At 43.2% G+C, this 18,838-nt stretch carries 15 protein-coding genes and 1 pseudogene; 8 read left to right on the top strand and 8 right to left on the bottom strand.

Annotated features, from left to right (window positions below; genetic code table 11):
• Positions 1 to 269 precede the first annotated feature (269 nt).
• Entirely contained in the window at positions 270 to 635 is a 366-nt protein-coding gene (locus ABWT76_RS15085; RefSeq protein WP_054464306.1) for a PleD family two-component system response regulator, read from the bottom strand.
• 840 nt (positions 636 to 1,475) lie between these two features.
• On the opposite strand from ABWT76_RS15085, the gene pds reads away from it, so the two are divergent.
• Both pds and crtB read left to right on the top strand, forming a co-directional pair.
• Positions 1,476 to 2,930, top strand: a complete 1,455-nt coding sequence (pds, locus tag ABWT76_RS15090; protein ID WP_054464307.1) for a 15-cis-phytoene desaturase — start codon at positions 1,476 to 1,478, stop codon at positions 2,928 to 2,930.
• Positions 2,931 to 3,080: 150 nt separating this feature from the next.
• Positions 3,081 to 4,010, top strand: a complete 930-nt coding sequence (crtB, locus tag ABWT76_RS15095) for a 15-cis-phytoene synthase CrtB (RefSeq protein WP_054464308.1) — start codon at positions 3,081 to 3,083, stop codon at positions 4,008 to 4,010.
• 313 nt (positions 4,011 to 4,323) lie between these two features.
• Here crtB and ABWT76_RS15100 read toward each other — a convergent pair whose 3' ends face one another.
• The 3 genes from ABWT76_RS15100 to prfC all read right to left on the bottom strand — a co-directional run bounded on the left by ABWT76_RS15100 (position 4,324) and on the right by prfC (position 10,423).
• Positions 4,324 to 4,800 carry an RNA-binding protein gene (locus ABWT76_RS15100; RefSeq protein ID WP_054464309.1) on the bottom strand — a complete coding sequence of 159 codons (477 nt, stop codon included), beginning with the start codon at positions 4,798 to 4,800 and terminating at the stop codon, positions 4,324 to 4,326.
• A gap of 1,249 nt (positions 4,801 to 6,049) precedes the next feature.
• Positions 6,050 to 8,692, bottom strand: a complete 2,643-nt coding sequence (locus ABWT76_RS15105) for a M48 family metalloprotease (RefSeq protein WP_354636368.1) — start codon at positions 8,690 to 8,692, stop codon at positions 6,050 to 6,052.
• A 102-nt stretch (positions 8,693 to 8,794) separates the two neighbouring features.
• Positions 8,795 to 10,423: a peptide chain release factor 3 gene (prfC, locus tag ABWT76_RS15110; RefSeq protein ID WP_054464311.1), complete on the bottom strand. Its 1,629-nt coding sequence runs from the start codon at positions 10,421 to 10,423 to the stop codon at positions 8,795 to 8,797.
• 206 nt (positions 10,424 to 10,629) lie between these two features.
• Between prfC and rfbC the strand changes: the two genes are divergently transcribed.
• The 6 genes from rfbC to ABWT76_RS15140 all read left to right on the top strand — a co-directional run bounded on the left by rfbC (position 10,630) and on the right by ABWT76_RS15140 (position 16,276).
• A complete protein-coding gene (gene rfbC / locus ABWT76_RS15115) occupies positions 10,630 to 11,178 on the top strand; it encodes a dTDP-4-dehydrorhamnose 3,5-epimerase (protein ID WP_190877489.1) in 549 nt (182 codons plus the stop codon).
• A 78-nt stretch (positions 11,179 to 11,256) separates the two neighbouring features.
• Positions 11,257 to 12,126 (top strand): dTDP-4-dehydrorhamnose reductase, encoded by an 870-nt coding sequence (gene rfbD / locus ABWT76_RS15120; protein WP_354636369.1) that lies wholly within the window; start codon positions 11,257 to 11,259, stop codon positions 12,124 to 12,126.
• 137 nt (positions 12,127 to 12,263) lie between these two features.
• Positions 12,264 to 13,337 (top strand): glucose-1-phosphate thymidylyltransferase, encoded by a 1,074-nt coding sequence (locus tag ABWT76_RS15125; protein ID WP_054464314.1) that lies wholly within the window; start codon positions 12,264 to 12,266, stop codon positions 13,335 to 13,337.
• 249 nt (positions 13,338 to 13,586) lie between these two features.
• A complete protein-coding gene (locus ABWT76_RS15130) occupies positions 13,587 to 14,705 on the top strand; it encodes an AAA family ATPase (protein ID WP_054464315.1) in 1,119 nt (372 codons plus the stop codon).
• A complete protein-coding gene (locus tag ABWT76_RS15135; protein ID WP_354636370.1) occupies positions 14,692 to 15,246 on the top strand; it encodes a hypothetical protein in 555 nt (184 codons plus the stop codon). Before ABWT76_RS15130 ends, ABWT76_RS15135 begins: the two co-directional genes overlap by 14 nt.
• A gap of 82 nt (positions 15,247 to 15,328) precedes the next feature.
• Positions 15,329 to 16,276: a glycosyltransferase gene (locus ABWT76_RS15140; protein ID WP_354636371.1), complete on the top strand. Its 948-nt coding sequence runs from the start codon at positions 15,329 to 15,331 to the stop codon at positions 16,274 to 16,276.
• A gap of 72 nt (positions 16,277 to 16,348) precedes the next feature.
• Here ABWT76_RS15140 and ABWT76_RS15145 read toward each other — a convergent pair.
• The 4 genes and pseudogenes from ABWT76_RS15145 to ABWT76_RS15160 form a co-directional block, all read right to left on the bottom strand.
• Positions 16,349 to 16,926 (bottom strand): annotated as a pseudogene (locus ABWT76_RS15145) (Uma2 family endonuclease).
• Between the two features lie 223 nt (positions 16,927 to 17,149).
• Complete coding sequence (locus tag ABWT76_RS15150; protein ID WP_354636372.1) at positions 17,150 to 17,494, bottom strand: HEPN domain-containing protein; 345 nt, start codon at positions 17,492 to 17,494, stop codon at positions 17,150 to 17,152.
• Positions 17,491 to 17,811, bottom strand: a complete 321-nt coding sequence (locus tag ABWT76_RS15155; protein ID WP_054464319.1) for a nucleotidyltransferase domain-containing protein — start codon at positions 17,809 to 17,811, stop codon at positions 17,491 to 17,493. The genes ABWT76_RS15150 and ABWT76_RS15155 overlap by 4 nt, the downstream gene beginning before the upstream one ends.
• 315 nt (positions 17,812 to 18,126) lie before the next feature.
• Entirely contained in the window at positions 18,127 to 18,753 is a 627-nt protein-coding gene (locus ABWT76_RS15160; protein ID WP_054464320.1) for a hypothetical protein, read from the bottom strand.
• Positions 18,754 to 18,838: the final 85 nt, after the last annotated feature.

Below are 18,838 nucleotides of genomic sequence, written 5' to 3' on the forward strand. Positions count from 1 at the left end.
CTTAATTACTATTTTGTTTGTGCTTATTTATGTATGTCAAATATTAGTTTAGTAAAAAACAACCATGACCGACGATAAATTACCAAACCATAATATATATAATAGTTTTTGAGGTTTACGGTCAAACATGATTTTGATCGTAAACCTGATTTCTTGAATCTTGATCAATTTTTAAAGGTAAAATTAACTGATATCATTGTCAGAGTAATAGAATTTTCATCTAATTACCTAAACAATTTAATAATTACCCACAACAGCCTCCTTAAAAACTATTTTTTTAGCAATTGCTTTATAGTGGTCAGCAGTTCTGTAGGCCGAAATGGTTTAGCAATATAGGCATCAGCTCCTTGTTTCATACCCCAATATCGATCAAAATCCTCACCTTTACTGGTACACATAATCACGGGAATACTTTGAAATTCCGCAGTATTTTTAATCCACCGACACAGTTCATAGCCATTCATTTCCGGCATCACAATATCGGTGACAACTAAATCTGGAACTTGCTTTTGAATTTCTTTTTTAGCTTCGTCGCCGTTGATTGCCTCAATCACATTGAGGCCACTCTTTTTCAATATTTCTGATACCATTTCGCGTACCGTTGCACTATCGTCTACAATCAGAATTGTATTCATCTATTTCTCCTTAATTTACTGTTTGTTTTGGAAAATTTACATTGGCTAGAAAATGTATTATGATTTCTGCATCAGTATTTCCATCTCCAGTGATCCATCATTGCTATAAATTTTTATAGTTTTGGTAAGCAAGATGCCTAGGTTTCATTCCTCAATGATTAGCAGATATACAGGTTTTCAATGCTATCATATTTCTCAGCATGATTATGCTTCAGCCGTTTAATTTGGTTGGCTCTTGGTTCTGTTACTCAATGACTATTTATTTGATTTTTGATTGTTTTTCGGGCAATCATTGTTTGATCTTTTCTCCTTTTAATTGCAATAGATTAGTTATAAAAATGATAAATCTGACTCAATGTTAAACCTAGCCTTACTTAATTCATTTTCCTATTTTTTATTTTAAAAATCAAATAAAATCAGCAAATTTTATAAAAAATCAATACTTAAAATAATTCAAGCGTACCTCCGGCCTAGGAAATCTCATTACTAAAAGTGTATCAGTGATTTAAAAAAAACGGTCATCGTTTGGGTCCAGATGGTTTCAGAAAGTGATCGCCTCCAGAAAAATGCCGGATTGATGGATCCTAAATCAGTCACCCCCTGAATTCGGGGGCATCCATCAGAATGGCTTTCCGCAACAAACGCCGATGAGAATCTTTTGGCATGGATCCGGTGACAGAAGGGCGAGAATCTGGTCTCTCAGGGGTCTGACTCCGGTGGATTTTCCGTGAGTCTGAGATTTTTTGAGGAAAATCCTAAAAAAATCTGCAAAATGTAACGGATTGTAACATATAATAAAAACCGGAAAAATTAAAAAAATTTAAAAGGCAGTACCATCAAATGCGAGTTGCGATCGCGGGAGCAGGGTTAGCAGGACTTTCCTGCGCTAAATATCTCACAGACGCTGGTCATACCCCCATTGTCCTGGAACGAAGAGACGTATTAGGCGGCAAAGTCGCGGCATGGAAGGACTCTGATGGCGACTGGTATGAAACTGGTCTACATATCTTCTTCGGAGCCTATCCGAATATGTTGCAGCTATTTAAAGAGCTCAACATTGAAGACCGGCTGCAATGGAAAGAGCATACCATGATTTTTAACCAGCCGGACAAGCCAGGAACTTACTCTCGGTTTGACTTTCCGGATATTCCAGCCCCCTTCAATGGGGTCATGGCGATTCTCCAAAATAACGATATGCTCACCTGGCCGGAAAAAATTCGCTTTGGCATCGGTCTGATTCCAGCGATGATTCAGGGACAGAAATATGTCGAAGAGATGGACAAATACAGTTTCTCCGAATGGTTGAAAAAACACAACGTGCCGCCCCGGGTAGAGACAGAAGTCTTTATTGCCATGTCCAAAGCACTGAATTTTATCAACCCAGATGAAATTTCCGCCACGGTCATCCTCACAGCGCTCAATCGCTTTCTTCAAGAGAAAAATGGCTCTAAGATGGCATTTTTAGACGGATCCCCCACGGAAAGACTTTGTGAGCCTCTGGTGGATTATATTACCCAGCGGGGCGGGGAAGTGCATTTAAACGCACCCATCAAGCAGTTTTTACTCAATGACGATGGCACAGTGCGAGCTTTCGAGATTAGAGGCTTGAATGGTGCAGCGGATTATCAGGTGACTGCTGACCTGTATGTGTCGGCTATGCCGGTGGATCCACTGAAAACCATGCTGCCAGAACCGTGGCGGGGGATGGAGTTTTTCCAAAAGCTTGATGGTTTAGAAGGAGTGCCGGTAATCAACCTGCATCTGTGGTTTGACCGCAAACTGACGGACATCGATCATTTATTATTTTCGCGATCGCCCCTACTGAGTGTTTATGCGGATATGAGCAACACTTGCCGAGGCTATGAAAATCCAGACCGATCGATGCTCGAACTGGTCTTAGCCCCAGCCAAAGAATGGATTAGTAAATCCGATCAAGAAATTGTTGATGCCACGATCGCCGAACTGGAAAAATTATTTCCAAATCACTTTGGGGGAGAGAAACGGGCGCAATTATTGAAATATCATGTAGTAAAAACTCCCCGTTCAGTGTACAAAGCCACGGCGGGACGACAAGCACATCGTCCTTCCCAGGTGACACCGATTGCGAATTTCTATTTAACCGGCGATTACACCATGCAACGCTACCTCGCCAGTATGGAAGGGGCGGTACTTTCTGGTAAGCTAACAGCGCAGGCAATTTCCAGCGTTCAGCAACCGAAGGTTAACCACCCTAGATCCGCTGATGACGATCGCCCATCAGGATCCGATAGTCAATCCTTAGTGGTCAATCGTTAAATATTGATTGTTGGTCGTTGACTGTGTACTGTTAAAAGTCAAGCGTTAATAGTCTACTGATCACGGATCATCGACAACGGACAAATAGAGACGCCATAATCAAGCGTCTCTTTCATAGCTGATAGCCTTCACCCTTCCAGCCTGCAATCAATGCTCCAACTGTCTCAAAGCCCTCGCATGAAAACTCTGGCTGCCCGAGAGGACGCCTACGAACTCTGTCGTCAAATTACTCAGACCTACGCGAAAACGTTTTATCTGGGTACTTTACTGATGTCAGAGTCGAAACGCCGAGCCATTTGGGCCATATACGCTTGGTGTCGTCGTACTGATGAACTGGTGGACGGTCCTCGATCGCGATTAACAACCCCCGAAACCCTTGACCAATGGGAACACCAGTTAGAATCTGTCTTTGCTGGTGATCCGGTAGAAGATACCGATGTGGCCCTAGTCGATACTCTGGAACGCTTTCAGATCGAGATTCAACCCTTTCGGGATATGATTGCGGGGATGCGTATGGATCTATCCCGCAGTCGCTACCAGACTTTTGAAGACTTGGAACTCTACTGTTACCGGGTGGCCGGGACAGTGGGATTAATGTCCCTGCCGGTCATGGGGTTGGATTCTTCGCCTCGCTCGGCGCCTTGGTCTGGGAGCAAAGAACTGTCTAATCCCGCTGAACGGGCGATCGCGCTTGGGATTGCCAATCAACTCACAAATATCCTGCGAGATGTGGGAGAAGATGCTCGTCGGGGTCGCATCTACCTGCCTCTGGAGGAGTTAGCTTTATTTGACTACACAGAGCAGGATTTATTGAATGGTGTAGTTGATGAGCGTTGGCGGGAATTGATGCGGTTTCAAATTCAACGAGCTCGTAAGTTCTACGTTGAAGCCGAAAAGGGGATTAGTACACTAAGTCGGGATGCTCGTTGGCCTGTTTGGTCAGCGACGATGCTTTATAGCAAGATTCTTGATGCGATTGAAAAGAATCAGTATGACGTTTTTCGGAAGCGAGCCTTTGTTCCTACTCCAGGCAAAATTACTTGTTTACCCGTGGCTTGGTTAAGAGCACAAGCGCTCTAAGCTGACAAACAAGCTGACAAACAAATGGTTTGATCTATCTCGCATTTTTGAAAATCAGAGGGTCGGGTTTTTCCGGTAACTCTTTAGAAGAGTTGCCAACAGAAAACCACAAAAACCCCTCAAATCGGCAAACGGTTCCTGTTTCAGGATGTTTTTATCATCATCACCAAAGTAGCGCTTAATCACCTAAGTCTTTGAATAGTCTTAGCTGATTAAGCGCTACTTATTGCCTGGAAGAAATCACCCTCGTGATGGGAAAGTTCTGGTGGCGATCGCGGGTCTTGTCCCCGATGAATCTTGACCGATAGAAAAATTAGGGATTCATGGCTTGAGCCGCTAACATTTTTTTGAGTTTTTCTAGGTCAGCAGCCCAGCGGGGATCCGGCTGAATGGCTTCAGGTTCAGGAGTGGTCTGAGTATTTCGCCGAGTCTTGTTGTTGTTTCCGCCCCGACGAGAAGAAGAAGAAGCAGAAGAACTGGCCGGTGCTTTATTAGCCCGTGGCGCTGGTTGTTCTTCTGCTTCGCTTTCATTCTTTTTCTTGGCACGCGGTAATGCTTTCTCAATTTTCAGCGCACTGTCTTGAAAGATATGCCCGTTAAATTGTTCAATAATTTTATCGGCCTCTTCATCGTTTTTCACGGTGACAAAACCAAAACCGCGACATTTACCAGTTTTGCGGTCTTTAATGACCTTAGTGGTGACAGCGGTGCCGCAATCTGCAAAAACTGCCTCTAACTCTTGGCGTTCTATTTCCTTGGGCAAATTGCCAACATAAAGACGAATTGACATAAAAGTTATCTCCTTTGCTTGGATTTTGATTGATTTAGGGAAAAAACTTTAACCATTACTTGGGTGTAAGTCAGTGAATTTAGTCCTTTTTCTTGTAAAAATTTCCCATACACAGGCACCCCTCTTATCTATAAGAACATAAGGGGGATAATTTTCGCAAGTGGCGAATTTTTATGGTTGTAATAATACATTGAAAATTAAACGATCGCAAAATTTCTGTGCTTGATTTGCTTGACTTCACTCTGGAGCATTCCCGGCTGGTGAAAGGGCAAGATTCGGGATTAAGAATAGGAGTGAGTTGGTTCACAACTATTCACTGATTTGGTCACATACCAGTAATTTTATACCAGTAATTTTAGCAGTCAGGTTTTAATAAACCTATTCATTACTGCAATAGATGCTGGTGAAAGAAATCTATTGTTATGAGGCAATAGACTTTTGTAATTATAACAGAAATGAGCCTATTTTTTCCTTTGAGCTTTTTCGCTCATTTTTGGCAAATGCTGTTCATATTTTCAACTGAAGTCGTGTAATTATTACCACACTTAAGACCCAGAGAAGCATATTCTCCGATTTTTGATCCAGTTTGAAAAAATGATACAAGAATGTTTAGCCATCACAAAAGCAGCCTTGAATTTTTTTTTCGGTGTTTAATCATAAATCACTGAAACCCAGGATTTTTGTGTTCTGGGGCTGTCGCTATACGTTGCTTAGTCACTTAGCCTCAGAGATGACCACTCATCTGTCTGAGTAATGAGCCGGTTTTTTCCCAATCGACATCTTACCTTTGCGGTGAATGATGGTTGATGGATAATTTTGTGAATCAGCGGACTTGGCGAGTATTTGACCATGTTTAAACTTATCACATTATTTGGGAATTTTTCTAGGGATGATGCATATTTTTTGCCTGGGTGCGGAAAAATTTTATCCTGGATCGGCGTAAAAACCCAACGGATTCGTTAATTTCTCATTTTAATTGTGGGTAAACACTTAACCTGTAATTGTGGATCTGTGATGGATATGTAAACAGCCAGTCTTGACTGGTTATGGCTTCTAATCGATGTTTTCCCATAGGCTAATAATCAATGGTGCGATCCTGAATTGGCTGCAAAAGCTTTGATATCTGTACTCTTCGAGCCTAGATTTAGGCATGGGGGGACACAGCGGGGAATTTTGTTAAAAATTGTAACACTGTTTGGGAAAAAGTTAGTATTTTTGCTTGAAGTTGAGGGACAACTGGCCATGATGCTTAGAAGACCGCACCCCCTTGCAGGTTGAGATAAACTCCCCAAATAGCGGCGATCGCGGCTAAAATCGTAGACCAAATCGGATGTCCCCCTGGGAAAGACAATCGTGAGCGTTGACTTTCAGCGATCGTTTCCATATTTTCCACATCAACCCAGACGGTGGCGCCTCGGCGAAACCAGCCGGTGATTTTTACCTGAGAACCCACCAGGTCAATGGGACGATTTTGCAACGGCCAAAGATAGGCAAATGGGCCTAATTTGGCGAAACAGTGCAATTTGATCAGTCCCTCGGATGATTGCAAGATTAAATCTTGAGCTAAAGCATTGCTAATCCCAGAGCGCCCTAATAATTTCCCTTCTAGGTAAATAGGTTGACTATCGATGGGTAAGCTGGTGGGATTAGTCAGTAGTTCTGATAATTCAGGCAAAGAAGATGTGGGTGGGGGTAGATCGGGAAAGAATTGATTAATCCGCAGTAAGATTCCCATACTGATGCCAATGGGCAGACAACTGAGTAGAGTTATCCGATCGCCCCATAGCCAGGTGACTTGCTCTATGCCCAAAATCCCACCGATCCCACCAATTGCCCAAAAACCTAAGCCGATCGCCAAACCCAAGGGTAAGCCAAAAAAGGGGATTACTTGGAGGATAAACCTTTGAATTGCGGATTTTTCCAGTTTTCCTTTGGGGGAAGCCACAAAATCTAACTCCGGTTCTAGCTGCCAAAACTTAGCATATAACGAAAGAATATAGAGGCGATCGCCCAATAATAAATGAGAATTATTCAGGGTCATCCAGGGGCGCCAAGGGTTAGACCGCTCCCATGTGAGCAGATTTTCCCAAGAAGTCCGACCGGCACAACTGCCGAATGTCACCGCTTGTCGGACACCCACTGGGGTCAGCAGTTCCCATCCTTCTAATAACCCACTGGTTTCTCCGACCGTTTGAATATTTTCTGCCATACCGATGGCAATTTTTAATAAAGCTCTGGATAAGCCGTTGGGGTTGCCGGTGAGTTGGGCGGCTGCGCGATCGCTATGATACAGTCGCAACCGGGAAAGCCATAAAACTGGCCAACGCAATAGCCAATAAAACCCATAAGCAACGGAAGAAATTAGGGTGGCACAGACCGTCATAAACTGACCTTGAGAGGTGGAGACTTTTTCCCAGGGTTGACCATCCTTAGCCACTTGGAGATAAATACTGTAAGGAATCTGTAACAATAACATGGCCAAGGACATCAGGGGTAAAGTGCCACTGAGAATATGTCCTAATTCCCCGGCATAGATGGCGGCAATTTCATCCGGTTCTAGTTTTTCTAATAGTCCCCGACTGACGACGATTCGCGCAAACCGGGGTAAGCAACCTAATGAGATGGCCATTGGTGCATCGGTGGGTAATAGCCCCAGCTTGCATTGGGGAATATTTTGCTCACGGGAAAACTGGAGCAGTAATTTGGAGGCTTCGGGACTGCGATCGCTTAAAGTTTTCCAGGACAAGGGTTGCAGACCGTAGCACTTTTCCAGCAGTAAATCCATCAACCAGGGAGATGCCATGAATAACCCGATTAGACCGAGCAAAACTGTCCAAGTCTGGTCTTGATAAAACCATTGCACTGGCGAAAGCAAAGGCATTTTTAATAAAACATCATTTATTAGTAAGAAAGAAAACTCGACGAATTCGACCATGAGCCAAAATAGAGCGATCGCCGTGGTGACTTGCACTAGAAACAGTTGCCCTTGCTTCACTGGCTTCATTTTGCGCCAATTTTTTGCCCGTCCTGCTTGCCGCCAAGTAATTTCAGGGCTGGGGGCTGGGGGCTGGGTCTGGGTCAGACTCTGGGTCGGACTCGGATCCGCAGTCGGCGAATCCGATCCGTTTTGCATAAATCTGGGTTGCTGGGGAATTGGTGCCGCCGGTCGTGCAGGGGGCGGTGGGGGCGCCACAACCGAGACAGAATTTGGGGGCATATTCATCTTTGGCGGTAGGGGCGGTTTGGCCGGTCTTACCCCATTCGATAATCCTTGCCCCTTGAGTAAAGGAGATTTTGGCGGCGCTGGCGGTTTGGGAGGTCGCTTGACCCCAGACCCAGGGTTTTTAGGGGGCTGATTTTCTGTGGTGGGTTGAGATTTAGTTAATTTTCCCGAATTTGCCGGTCTGGGTAGGTTGCTGGGTTGAGGAGGTTTAGGGGTTACTGGCGCCGGAGATAAGGGGACAAAACCTGTCGGGTCTGCGGTGGGTGACGGGTTGACTGGGTTATTTGCCGGACTATTTGCCGGACTCTCAAAAGGCATAAAACCTGTGGGATCATTGATTAAGCCCGGATTCTTGTTTCCTGAATTGGGTGGCGGGGGGGATGCCGCTACGACATCCTGAGATGGGCTTAATTCCCGTAACTTGGCCATTGCCCATTTTTTCGCTGGGGCATTGGTTGTCGATTGGGTGTGAATCAGGGTTTGACAAAGTTGGCAAGCTTGATAGCGATCGCCTATCTGCTGATAAGCTTGCACCAAAGCGATCTGTGCCCGTAATCTTGTGGACTCGTGCAGTTCTGTTTCACAGATATTTTCTAAAGTGGCGATCGCGGTTTGGTAATCTCCTTGTTTTAAGGCTGCCAAACCAATCTCTAGATTAGAGTTGCCCATGATAATTAAGTTTCAGAATAATTAACAATTGATAATTAACAATTGTTAATTAAGAAATCATCAATTATCTTAATTATCAATTATCAATTATCAATTGTCAACTTACAAAGATTCTGGTTCTTGACCTGCCACCACTGGGGCTGTGGCATTCAGTTTTAATTCTGGATGGTCGCCTTGAACTTGATGTAAATTCCATTCGTTTTTAAACAGTAGCACGGGACGCCCCCAACTGTCTTTCACCGTGACGGTGTTAAACAAACGACCGACTTTATTTAAGGCTTCCCAACCATCCGCTACCCAACGGGCTACGGTAAAGGGCAACATTTCGATTCTGGTTTCGACCCCATATTCATTTTCCAGCCGAAACTGTACCACTTCAAACTGTAGCTGACCCACTGCTGCCAAAATGGGATCCCGTTTGGATTCGTCCGTAGAATACATAATTTGTACGGCGCCTTCTTCCCGTAATTCTGAAACCCCTTTGCGGAATTGCTTGAACTTGGAAGGGTTGGGATTTTTTAAATAGGCAAAGAGTTCGGGAGAGAAACAGGGGATCCCTTCGTATTCCAATTTTTCTCCAATATATATAGTGTCCCCAATGGCAAACATTCCCGGATTGTTCAGACCAATGGCATCCCCCGCATAAGCGACTTCGATGGATTCTCGGTCTTGGGCAAAGAGTTTCTGGGGACGAGATAACCGAATGCTTTTGCCGGTGCGAGCATGGCTGACAGTCATGTCTTTTTCAAATTTGCCGGTACAGACCCGCACGAAGGCCACGCGATCGCGGTGTTTGGGATCCATATTAGCTTGCAGCTTAAAGACAAAGCCGGTAAAGTTCGGGTGAGTGGGGGGAACGTCCCCAAGACTACTCCGACGTACCGTTGGTTTCAGGGCATATTCTAGAAAATTATCTAAAAAGAGCTTCACCCCAAAATTGGTTACAGCACTGCCAAAGAATACCGGAGTCATTTTGCCCGCATGAACCGCTTGCAGATCCAGTTCTGCTCCGAGTTCTTCGAGAATTTCCAGTTCTTCTTTCAGTTGATAATACAGTTCTTGTTCTAAGAGGTCTTCAATGCGCGGATCGCCGAGGTTGATTACGGTATCCTGGGCTTTTTTGCTGCCGTGGGCGGTGCGTTCAAATAAGTGAATCTGCCGACGCAGGCGATCGTACACTCCTTTGAAGCGATCGCCCATGCCAATTGGCCAGTTTACGGGATAGGTACTAATCCCCAGTTCTTTCTCAATTTCGTCCAGGAGTTCCAGAGGTTCCCTAGTCGGTCGATCCAGCTTATTCATAAAAGTGAAAATGGGAATTTCTCGCATCCGACAGACTTCAAACAGTTTCCGGGTCTGGGGTTCCAACCCTTTAGCGGCATCTTCCAGCATCACCGCATTATCCGCAGCGGCCAAAGTCCGGTAAGTATCTTCACTAAAATCTTGGTGACCGGGAGTATCCAGCAGATTTATATAATAGTTTTGATATTCAAACTGCAAAACTGTGGAGGTAATGGAAATTCCCCGTTGCTGCTCCATTGCCATCCAGTCTGAGGTAGCTTGCCGCTGGGCGCGTTTCGCTTTCACGGCTCCCGCTTCATTAATTGCCCCTCCGTAAAGCAACAGCTTTTCCGTTAAAGTCGTTTTACCGGCGTCGGGGTGGGAAATAATGGCAAAGTTGCGGCGTCTTTCTACTTCTTGTGCTATTTCTGTAATCAGTTCTTGGGTCATGCGGATACCTAGCTGGACATGGAGCATTACGCTATTCAAATTGTAGCAAAATTTCGCTTTTCGGTAAAATAAATTTTTAGCAAATTTTTTAGAATTAGTGATTTTTACAAAAAAATTAAATGAATTATCTTTTTTTGCTCGGATTAATTGGTTAAATTTTGATGTTAAAATTCACAAGACACTGTGACAATTATGCTGGAGCATCCATGAATATTATTCCCACGGAAATCCCAGATGTATTAATTATTGAACCCAAAGTTTTTGGGGATGATCGCGGATTTTTTTTTGAAAGCTTCAATGAGCGAGTGTTTGCGGAAACAACGGGCATTAAAACTCAGTTTGTCCAAGATAATCACTCGCGATCGGGCAAAAACGTCCTGCGGGGACTGCACTACCAAATTCAACAAACCCAAGGCAAATTACTCCGGGTGGTTGCCGGTGAGATATTTGATATTGCCGTAGATATTAGAAAAAGTTCTCCCACCTTTGGTCAATGGGTCGGTTGTCTGCTGAGTGGGGAAAATAAACGGCAATTTTGGGTGCCACCGGGTTTTGCCCACGGCTTTTTAGTGGTTTCCGACTCGGCGGATGTGTTGTACAAAGCCACGGACTACTACGCTCCCCAGTACGATCGCTGTATTCTCTGGAATGACCCTGATATTGGCATCGAATGGCCGTTAAATGGTGCCGAGCCAATTTTATCGGCGAAAGACCAAGTCGGTCAACGGTTAAATTCTGCGGAAGTGTTCCCATAAGTCACGGAATAACCGACATTTATGGACCGCTAGTGTAAGGACGAATAAGCAAAAATTAACAAACAAACCGGGACAGAAATGAAAATTTTACTCGCTGGGATTAACGGTCAACTTGGCCAAGAATTACACCCGATGTTGGTGAAATTGGGGGATGTCACCTGGGTCGATCGCGAAACCCTGGATTTATCGCAACCAGACATGATTCGTCAGGTAATCGCTGAGGTCAAACCGGATTTGATCGTCAATGCCTGCGCTTATACGGCAGTGGACAAGGCGGAAAGCGAACCGGATCTGGCGATGGCCGTGAATGGCTCTGGGGTGGGGATTTTAGCGGCAGAAGCCCTCAAACTGGGCGCCCGGTTGATTCATGTTTCTACGGACTATGTGTTTGATGGCAGCCAAAGTCATCCCTACCAAGAAACGGATCCTACTAATCCCATTGGGGTTTATGGTCGGTCTAAATTAGCGGGAGAAGAGGCCATTCAGCAAGTGGGGGGCGACTATATTATTGTCAGAACCGCTTGGGTCTATGGTGTCGGGGGAGTTGGCAATTTTGTTAAGACTATGCTGCGTTTGGGCAGTAGTCGGGACGAGTTGCGGGTGGTGACGGATCAAGTGGGCAGTCCCACTTGGGCGAAGGATTTGGCTGAGGTGATCGTCTGTATGATTCAAAATTCCCCAGAATCCGGGATTTACCACTATACCAATAGTGGGGTTTGTAGCTGGTATGATTTCGCGATCGCCATCTTTGAAGAAGCCAAAGCCCTGGGTTTTCCCTTGCAAGTGCAACGGGTGGTGCCCATTACCACCGCTGAATATCCCACCCCGGCAAAACGTCCCGCTTATTCCGTTCTTTCTCATCGCAAAATCTCTGCTGTTATCGGTACTCATCCCCCCCATTGGCGGCAATCATTGCGTCTTATGCTGAAAGATTATCAAGATAATTAACAATTGATAATTGATAATTGTTGTTGGGTAGGGATTCTTTTGTTGCTTGTTGGAAAGTTGTTTGGCTGCTCCAAATAACCACCAACTAACAACCACCAACCACTAAGCTGTTTATACTCTTTATTTTGGCAAAAAACATGAAAGCAATCATTCTTTCTGGGGGCAAAGGCACCCGGTTAAGACCGCTGACTTATTCTGGGGCAAAACAACTGGTACCCGTGGCGAATAAACCGATTCTTTGGTATGGAATTGAAAGCATTGTTGCCGCTGGAATTACGGACATTGGGATTATTATTAGTCCCGAAACTGGAGAAGAAGTTAAACAGGTGACTGGGAATGGCGATAGCTTTGGCGCCAAGATTACTTATATTCTCCAAGAACAACCCGCAGGATTGGCTCATGCAGTCAAAATCGCCCAACCTTTCTTAGGTGATTCTCCTTTTATTATGTATCTGGGGGATAACATTATTGAAGGCAGCGTTGACTCGTTTTTGACCCAGTTTAATCAGCAAAATCTTGATGCTTTAATTTTGTTGCGAGCAGTGTCTAATCCCAGCGCTTTTGGGGTAGCGAAAGTAGATGAAAAAGGTCGAGTTTTACAGTTAATTGAAAAGCCCAAGGAACCCCCGTCTAATTTAGCATTGGTAGGGGTTTATTTATTTTCTAGTGCTATCCATGAGGCGATCGCACAAATCAAACCTTCCGCCCGGGGTGAATTAGAAATTACCGATGCGATCCAGCGGTTAATTGACCTAGAAAAACCTGTAGAAGCTTGTACATTACAAGGTTGGTGGCTGGATACCGGGAAAAAAGATGACCTCCTCGAAGCCAATAGAATTATTCTCGATACGCAAATTACTCCTTCTGTAGAAGGGGAAATAGATGACCGGAGTCAAGTAATTGGCCGAGTCAAAATTGGCGCCGGAACCAAAGTAATCAACTCTTCCATCCGTGGCCCAGCAATTATTGGCGAAAATTGTTATTTAGAAAACTGTTTTATCGGCCCTTATAGCAGTATCGCCAATGAAGCAACCTTAATTGATGCTGACCTAGAACATAGCGTTATTTTACGCGGGGCAAAAATCGATCGCATTCAGCAACGTTTAGTCGATAGTGTGATTGGTCGTCGAGCCAATTTAACGGTTGCTTCTCGCCGTCCCAAAGCCTTACGATTTATGATTGGCGATGACTCTCAAGTAGAGTTATTTTAATTGTTGATTGTTGTTCGTTGATTGTTGTTCGTTGATTGTTGTTGGTTGATTGTTCCTCGTTCCCAGGCTCTGCCTGGGAATGCCTTCCTGGAGGCGCTGCCTCCCGATCTTTAAACAGCCCCCCATTCCTCCAGAGCAAAAAATCCGGCTTCTTCAGGAGGAGGGGGCGTTTCCCCGCATTGGACCCATGACTAATGCTAGAGTAAGTATTAGATGGTTACGGCAGTTTCATTTTAATCACAAAATCTTATGCTCAAACGGATCTACATTGATAATTTTCGCTGCTTGGTCAATTTTGAGCTTAATGTTGATGCAATTAATTTATTTCTCGGTGCTAACGGCTCCGGGAAATCAACGGTTTTTGAAGTATTGCAGAAAATTCAAGCATTTGTTAGCGGCGATCGCAAGATAGAAGGAATTTTTAAATCCTCAGATTGCACTCGTTGGCAAATTGCACCATTACAACGGTTTGAGTTAGAGATTATCGGCAATGGCGGCAGCTATAAATATGAGTTGGGGATTGGACATGAGCGCGATCGATGTCGGGTTGAATATGAGCGTTTGTGGTATGATAACCAGCCTTTACTAAAATTTGAGTTAGGCGAAGTTCAACTGTATCGAGACAATCATTCAGAAGGTCCTCAATACTCATTTGACTGGTCGCAGTCCATGCTGCCTTCGTTGATGCCAAGAAATGACAATACAAAGTTAACTTGGTTTAGAGAAAGAATCCAACGAATTATTATTGTCCGAATGATTCCTAGCTTAATGGCTGATGAAAGCAACCAAGAAGAAATGCGGCTAAATACCCAGATGGAAAATTTTGTTTCTTGGTATCGGTATCTTTCTCAAGACCAAGGCAAAGTCGCTGAAATCAGCAATGTTTTAAAAGATGTTCTGGATGGTTTCAACAGCTTTAAGTTTGAGCGAGTCAGCGAACAAAATCAAGTGTTAAAATTACGTTTAGCCGGTGGAAATAATAGTAACCAATTAATTGAATATCGGCTGGGAGAATTATCAGACGGTCAAAAAGCTTTAGTTGCTTTATATACGATGATTTATGGGACGCGATCAGAAGACTATACTTTATGTATTGATGAACCGGAAAACTTTTTAGCTTTGCCGGAAATTCAACCTTGGTTGATTCAGCTTTATGACTTTTGTAGTGAAAGAAAACTGCAAACTTTACTAATTTCTCACCATCCTGAGTTAATTAACTACCTTTTGGCTTCACCGATTGGTTATTGGTTTGACCGGCAAAGTAATGCCCCTGTAAGATTAAAAAGAATTAGTATTGAAGTGGCTGATAATTCTGGATTACCTGTTTCAGAATTAATTGCAAGGGGATGGTTGAATGAGCCAGCGTAGAGTTCAAATCGTTATCCTGTGTGAAGATAGACAGCAGGAAGTTTTTGCTCGTCATTTCCTAAAAATGCGAGGTTTTACTGGTATCATCAGAGCTAAAATTTGCCCTTTAGGTAGCCAATCAGGAGAACAGTATGTACGCAGTCAATACGCAGCAGAAGTCAAAGCCTATCGTCAGAATAGAAACCGGGTTGCGATTGGCTTAGTCGTGTTAATTGATGCAGATAAGGGAACATTACAAGAACGACTTAATCAGTTAGCAGATGCTCTTAGCGCAGATGCCCAACCAGACCGTCGATCAGATGAGGCGATCGCTATCTTTATTCCTAAACGCAATATTGAAACATGGATACATTATTTACAAGGAGAAGTTGTCAATGAGGAGCATAGTTATGTAAAATTTGAGAATAATGAGGCTTTTTGTAAACCAGATGTTGAGAAGTTAGCCGAGGAATGCCGCTCTCATAAATTATCGTCAAACGCACCGGAGTCTCTTCAGGCAGCTTGCGGGGAATTACAGCGTTTATTAATCCTATTAAAATAGTAATTGGTCAACCATGAATTAAACCAAAATATAAACAAAAAAAATAATAATTTAATTTATTACAGCTTTATTGATATAATTTATGACTGAAAATCAGGCTGAATCAAAACCATTTATCTACTTTTTGACCGTTAACTATTACTCATCAAAGTTAATTACCTCTCTTTTAGCATCTCTGGAAACACAAGCCAAAATACCCTATAAACTAATTATCGTAAATAATTCCCCGGATGATGCCGAAATTGAAGCATTAAATCAGGAAAAAACGGTAATTTTGCAGGCTGGGGAAAATCTAGGATTTGGTAAAGGGTGTAATTTAGGCATCCACTGGGTTTATGACCAAGACCCAGAAGCTATTATTTGGCTGATTAATCCCGATACCCTGATGCTGACGGATTCTTTGGCAAAAGTGCCGGACTTTTTTAGCAATCATCCCGAAGTTTCTATTTTAGGCACAATGGTTTATGAACCCAGTGGGGATGTTTGGTTTGGGGGAGGGGAATTTAATCGCTATACTGGGTCGATTATTATTAAAGATAATTTATTTTTGCACAATCCCGATGCTGAATATATTTCTTGTGCTTGGGTGACAGGCTGTAGTTTTTTACTGAATTTAAGAAAGTTTGATACTTGTCCCGAATTTGACCCAGATTATTTTTTATATTACGAGGATTTTGATTTTTGTCAGCGTTATGCTCAAAAAGGTCATGTTATAGCCATGACGAATCATCTGGCAGTGTTTCACCAACCTTCGCAAATTACTAATCAAAATTTATTCCATAAGTATTATCATAGTACCTATAGTTATTTATTCACGATTAACAAGTATTGTCATCCAGTTGTTTTCTGGTTGAGATTGCTCAGATTAGGGTTAAATGGTTTATGGTTTTTGCTGCGCGATTCGCTAAAGCGATCCGCCTTGCGGAATCGCGCAGTTGGGTTAGGTAAAATTAAGGGAATTTTGAGTTATCTTAAATCCGATAAAAATTACTCAGATAATCACCACAGAGACACAGAGAACACAAAGTAGTGGTAGGTTGCGTTAGGCGTGGTGTCGCTGCTAACACTACCACTACTTTATATGAGATTCCGCGATCGCATTTTAGTCGGAAATCAAAGCAGCCACAGAAATTTTGACATCGGGAAATGCTAATGGGGTAATTTCACCGTCGGTTAAGGTCATTTTTGAGGCATATTCCCCATGTCTGGGTTCGCGAAATACGATGAGTTCCCCACGCTTTAAATTCACTAACCAATATTCAGGAATTCCCGTTCCGCATAGATACGATATTTTAAGGTTGAGTCTTTTTCTAAACTGCTATTGGCATATTCAATTAACCAAAAAATATTTTCAGGATAGGGATGGTGGTTGAGATATTCTCGTCCCAAACGTTGCACAATAGCAATGTCTGGTTCGGGTTCGGAGTCGTTGGGCAATGTGATGGGTTTAGCTGGACTGACTAAGGCGCGGTAAGCGTCAGCTATGCCGTCAGGCTTATCGCCCAGTAAACGGGTCAAATATTCGCCAGCTTTAGTGCTGAAATAAGCGTGAGGAACTCCTTCTGGGGACATTTCTACAATTTCTCCATTGAGTAGTTCCACGGGGCGATCGTCGAGTAAGCCAGTTTCGACGATCTGGTGATAGTCTTCCATTGTCCATTTGGCCAAAGATATAGTCATGTTCGTTAACCATTGGAGTGGGTATTAATAATATAGTAGTCTACTGGGCAACGATGTATCCCATGAGTCGTTTCTTTATTCCATTAATTCGCGCAATCTAAGGGTAAATCCAGGCAGGGATTTAAATCCGTGGCTACAAGAACCAAGTCCGCTTTCTGGCGGACTAAAAACAATATAAAAGAGGATGGTAGATGAAACTACTGGAGAAATTTTTTGGTAAATTCTAGGATTTTTTATTGTTAATCTGCTCTTGGGATTGGGCGATCCTTACAGCATTTAATTCTCCATAATCGCCAGTATTTCTTAAATCTTGGGCATCAATTACCAGACGATGAAATTCCTTCGGAACTATACCGCTTTTGACAAATTCCCGACCAAAAGCAGAAATCACGGCTGCATGACTCGAAAATGATAAATCTTTCTGTAAAAGAATGGCTTCAACAGCATAAAACATACTGTAATAAGCGCGAGATGCCGCATAATCTGGAAATTCATTAGTTTGGAGAATTTTGGCTGCTTCTAAGCTGGTGATAGATTTTTGCAGTAAGTTTTCTTGTTCTGGGGTCAAAATGTAATTCCCTCTTTTCTGATATTGAGCAGTAATGGAGTATTGGCTGTAGAGAATTTTTCCGAATCCATAAATAGACGACTGATTGTGAGATCATATTGCAGAGATAAGTCAGAAATCAAATGTCCCGTTCGTTTGATTTCTTCCCCCGGATTAACTTGACCTTTGAGGATAATCAATACATCAATATCGGAATTTTCTGTGGCAGTTCCCCGCGCTTGAGAACCAAATAAAATTAGGCGATCGAGTCGAGTTCCATATAATTCCAATAAATCTGATCGCAGTTGCTTTAGCAGGATTTGTAATTGTTCGGACATAGGGCGTAATCACAAATAATTAATTTACTGTAAAATTTCCACTACAAATACAGCGGTTTTCAGGGCGGCGTTGCATTCCGTAGGGGCGAAGCATTTCGGCAGTCCATTTAGTGTTCTAAGCAATAGGTTATCTGCCGAAATGCTTCGCCCCTACAGGCACTTGTGGTAGATCCAATATAAAATTGCTGTAATTAGCAGTTAATCATTAAATATAATCGCCTCCTACCCCAAAATCAACCGGGCAAGCTTTTTACATCAGGCAATGGCCAAGGGGTAATATTACTTTACTAAAAATGTATCCCATGAATCGTTCCTCTATTCCATTAATTCACGCACTTTCTCTAAGGGTAAATCTAGCACTTCGGCAATTTGTTCTGCGCTTAAACCCAGTTGGATTAATTTGGATAAACTATTTAATTTGGTTTCGTATAAAAGAGTTTCAAAGGCGCGTTCGCGAAGCGTTGCGGATGCAACATCGCGAAGCGGCGCGGATGCAACATCGCGAAGGGGTTCCGATGCGCGATCGCGAAGCGTCCGGGAATCGCCACTGGTTTTTGTCTTGTCTTGAATTAATTCTTGATTTCCCGCATCTTCATTTTCTAATCTTGGGCGATCGGAATTAGGACAAAGATTAATATTACCAACACGAACACGATTTCCAATGAGAGTAGACTGATAATTTGCGAATCCTAACCGTTGAACTGTAGCGCAAAAATTCGACCTATTAACATCTTCCCCAAAAGTCTTTGACAGAACTTGCCAAAGTTTATAGGCTTCATCTTTAACATGACCTTTGGTGCATTTATACTGTTTGGCAATTTCGGGATACTTCTGACCATTGAGCACTCCCTTCAAAATTTCCACTTGCAGACTATCAAGGTGTTTCCTGGTTTGTTTAAAGACCAATTCATCAATTGACTGCAACACAGTTTCCCAGTCCATTCCTTTATGATGACTCCTCTGAAATTTTACCCGCCATTATCCGCCATTATCCGTCATTATCCGCCCGCTTAACATTTTTTAATAA

Source organism: Planktothricoides raciborskii GIHE-MW2, from assembly GCF_040564635.1.
Lineage (GTDB): Bacteria > Cyanobacteriota > Cyanobacteriia > Cyanobacteriales > Laspinemataceae > Planktothricoides > Planktothricoides raciborskii.

Excerpts from the sequence above, each read along its gene's own strand:
- ABWT76_RS15085 (WP_054464306.1), bottom strand. The coding sequence starts at position 635 with ATGAATACAATTCTGATTGTAGACGATAGTGCAACGGTACGCGAAATG.
- pds (WP_054464307.1), top strand. The coding sequence starts at position 1,476 with ATGCGAGTTGCGATCGCGGGAGCAGGGTTAGCAGGACTTTCCTGCGCT.
- crtB (WP_054464308.1), top strand. The coding sequence starts at position 3,081 with ATGCTCCAACTGTCTCAAAGCCCTCGCATGAAAACTCTGGCTGCCCGA.
- ABWT76_RS15100 (WP_054464309.1), bottom strand. The coding sequence starts at position 4,800 with ATGTCAATTCGTCTTTATGTTGGCAATTTGCCCAAGGAAATAGAACGC.
- ABWT76_RS15105 (WP_354636368.1), bottom strand. The coding sequence starts at position 8,692 with ATGGGCAACTCTAATCTAGAGATTGGTTTGGCAGCCTTAAAACAAGGA.
- prfC (WP_054464311.1), bottom strand. The coding sequence starts at position 10,423 with ATGACCCAAGAACTGATTACAGAAATAGCACAAGAAGTAGAAAGACGC.
- rfbC (WP_190877489.1), top strand. The coding sequence starts at position 10,630 with ATGAATATTATTCCCACGGAAATCCCAGATGTATTAATTATTGAACCC.
- rfbD (WP_354636369.1), top strand. The coding sequence starts at position 11,257 with ATGAAAATTTTACTCGCTGGGATTAACGGTCAACTTGGCCAAGAATTA.
- ABWT76_RS15125 (WP_054464314.1), top strand. The coding sequence starts at position 12,264 with ATGAAAGCAATCATTCTTTCTGGGGGCAAAGGCACCCGGTTAAGACCG.
- ABWT76_RS15130 (WP_054464315.1), top strand. The coding sequence starts at position 13,587 with ATGCTCAAACGGATCTACATTGATAATTTTCGCTGCTTGGTCAATTTT.
- ABWT76_RS15135 (WP_354636370.1), top strand. The coding sequence starts at position 14,692 with ATGAGCCAGCGTAGAGTTCAAATCGTTATCCTGTGTGAAGATAGACAG.
- ABWT76_RS15140 (WP_354636371.1), top strand. The coding sequence starts at position 15,329 with ATGACTGAAAATCAGGCTGAATCAAAACCATTTATCTACTTTTTGACC.
- ABWT76_RS15155 (WP_054464319.1), bottom strand. The coding sequence starts at position 17,811 with ATGTCCGAACAATTACAAATCCTGCTAAAGCAACTGCGATCAGATTTA.
- ABWT76_RS15160 (WP_054464320.1), bottom strand. The coding sequence starts at position 18,753 with ATGGACTGGGAAACTGTGTTGCAGTCAATTGATGAATTGGTCTTTAAA.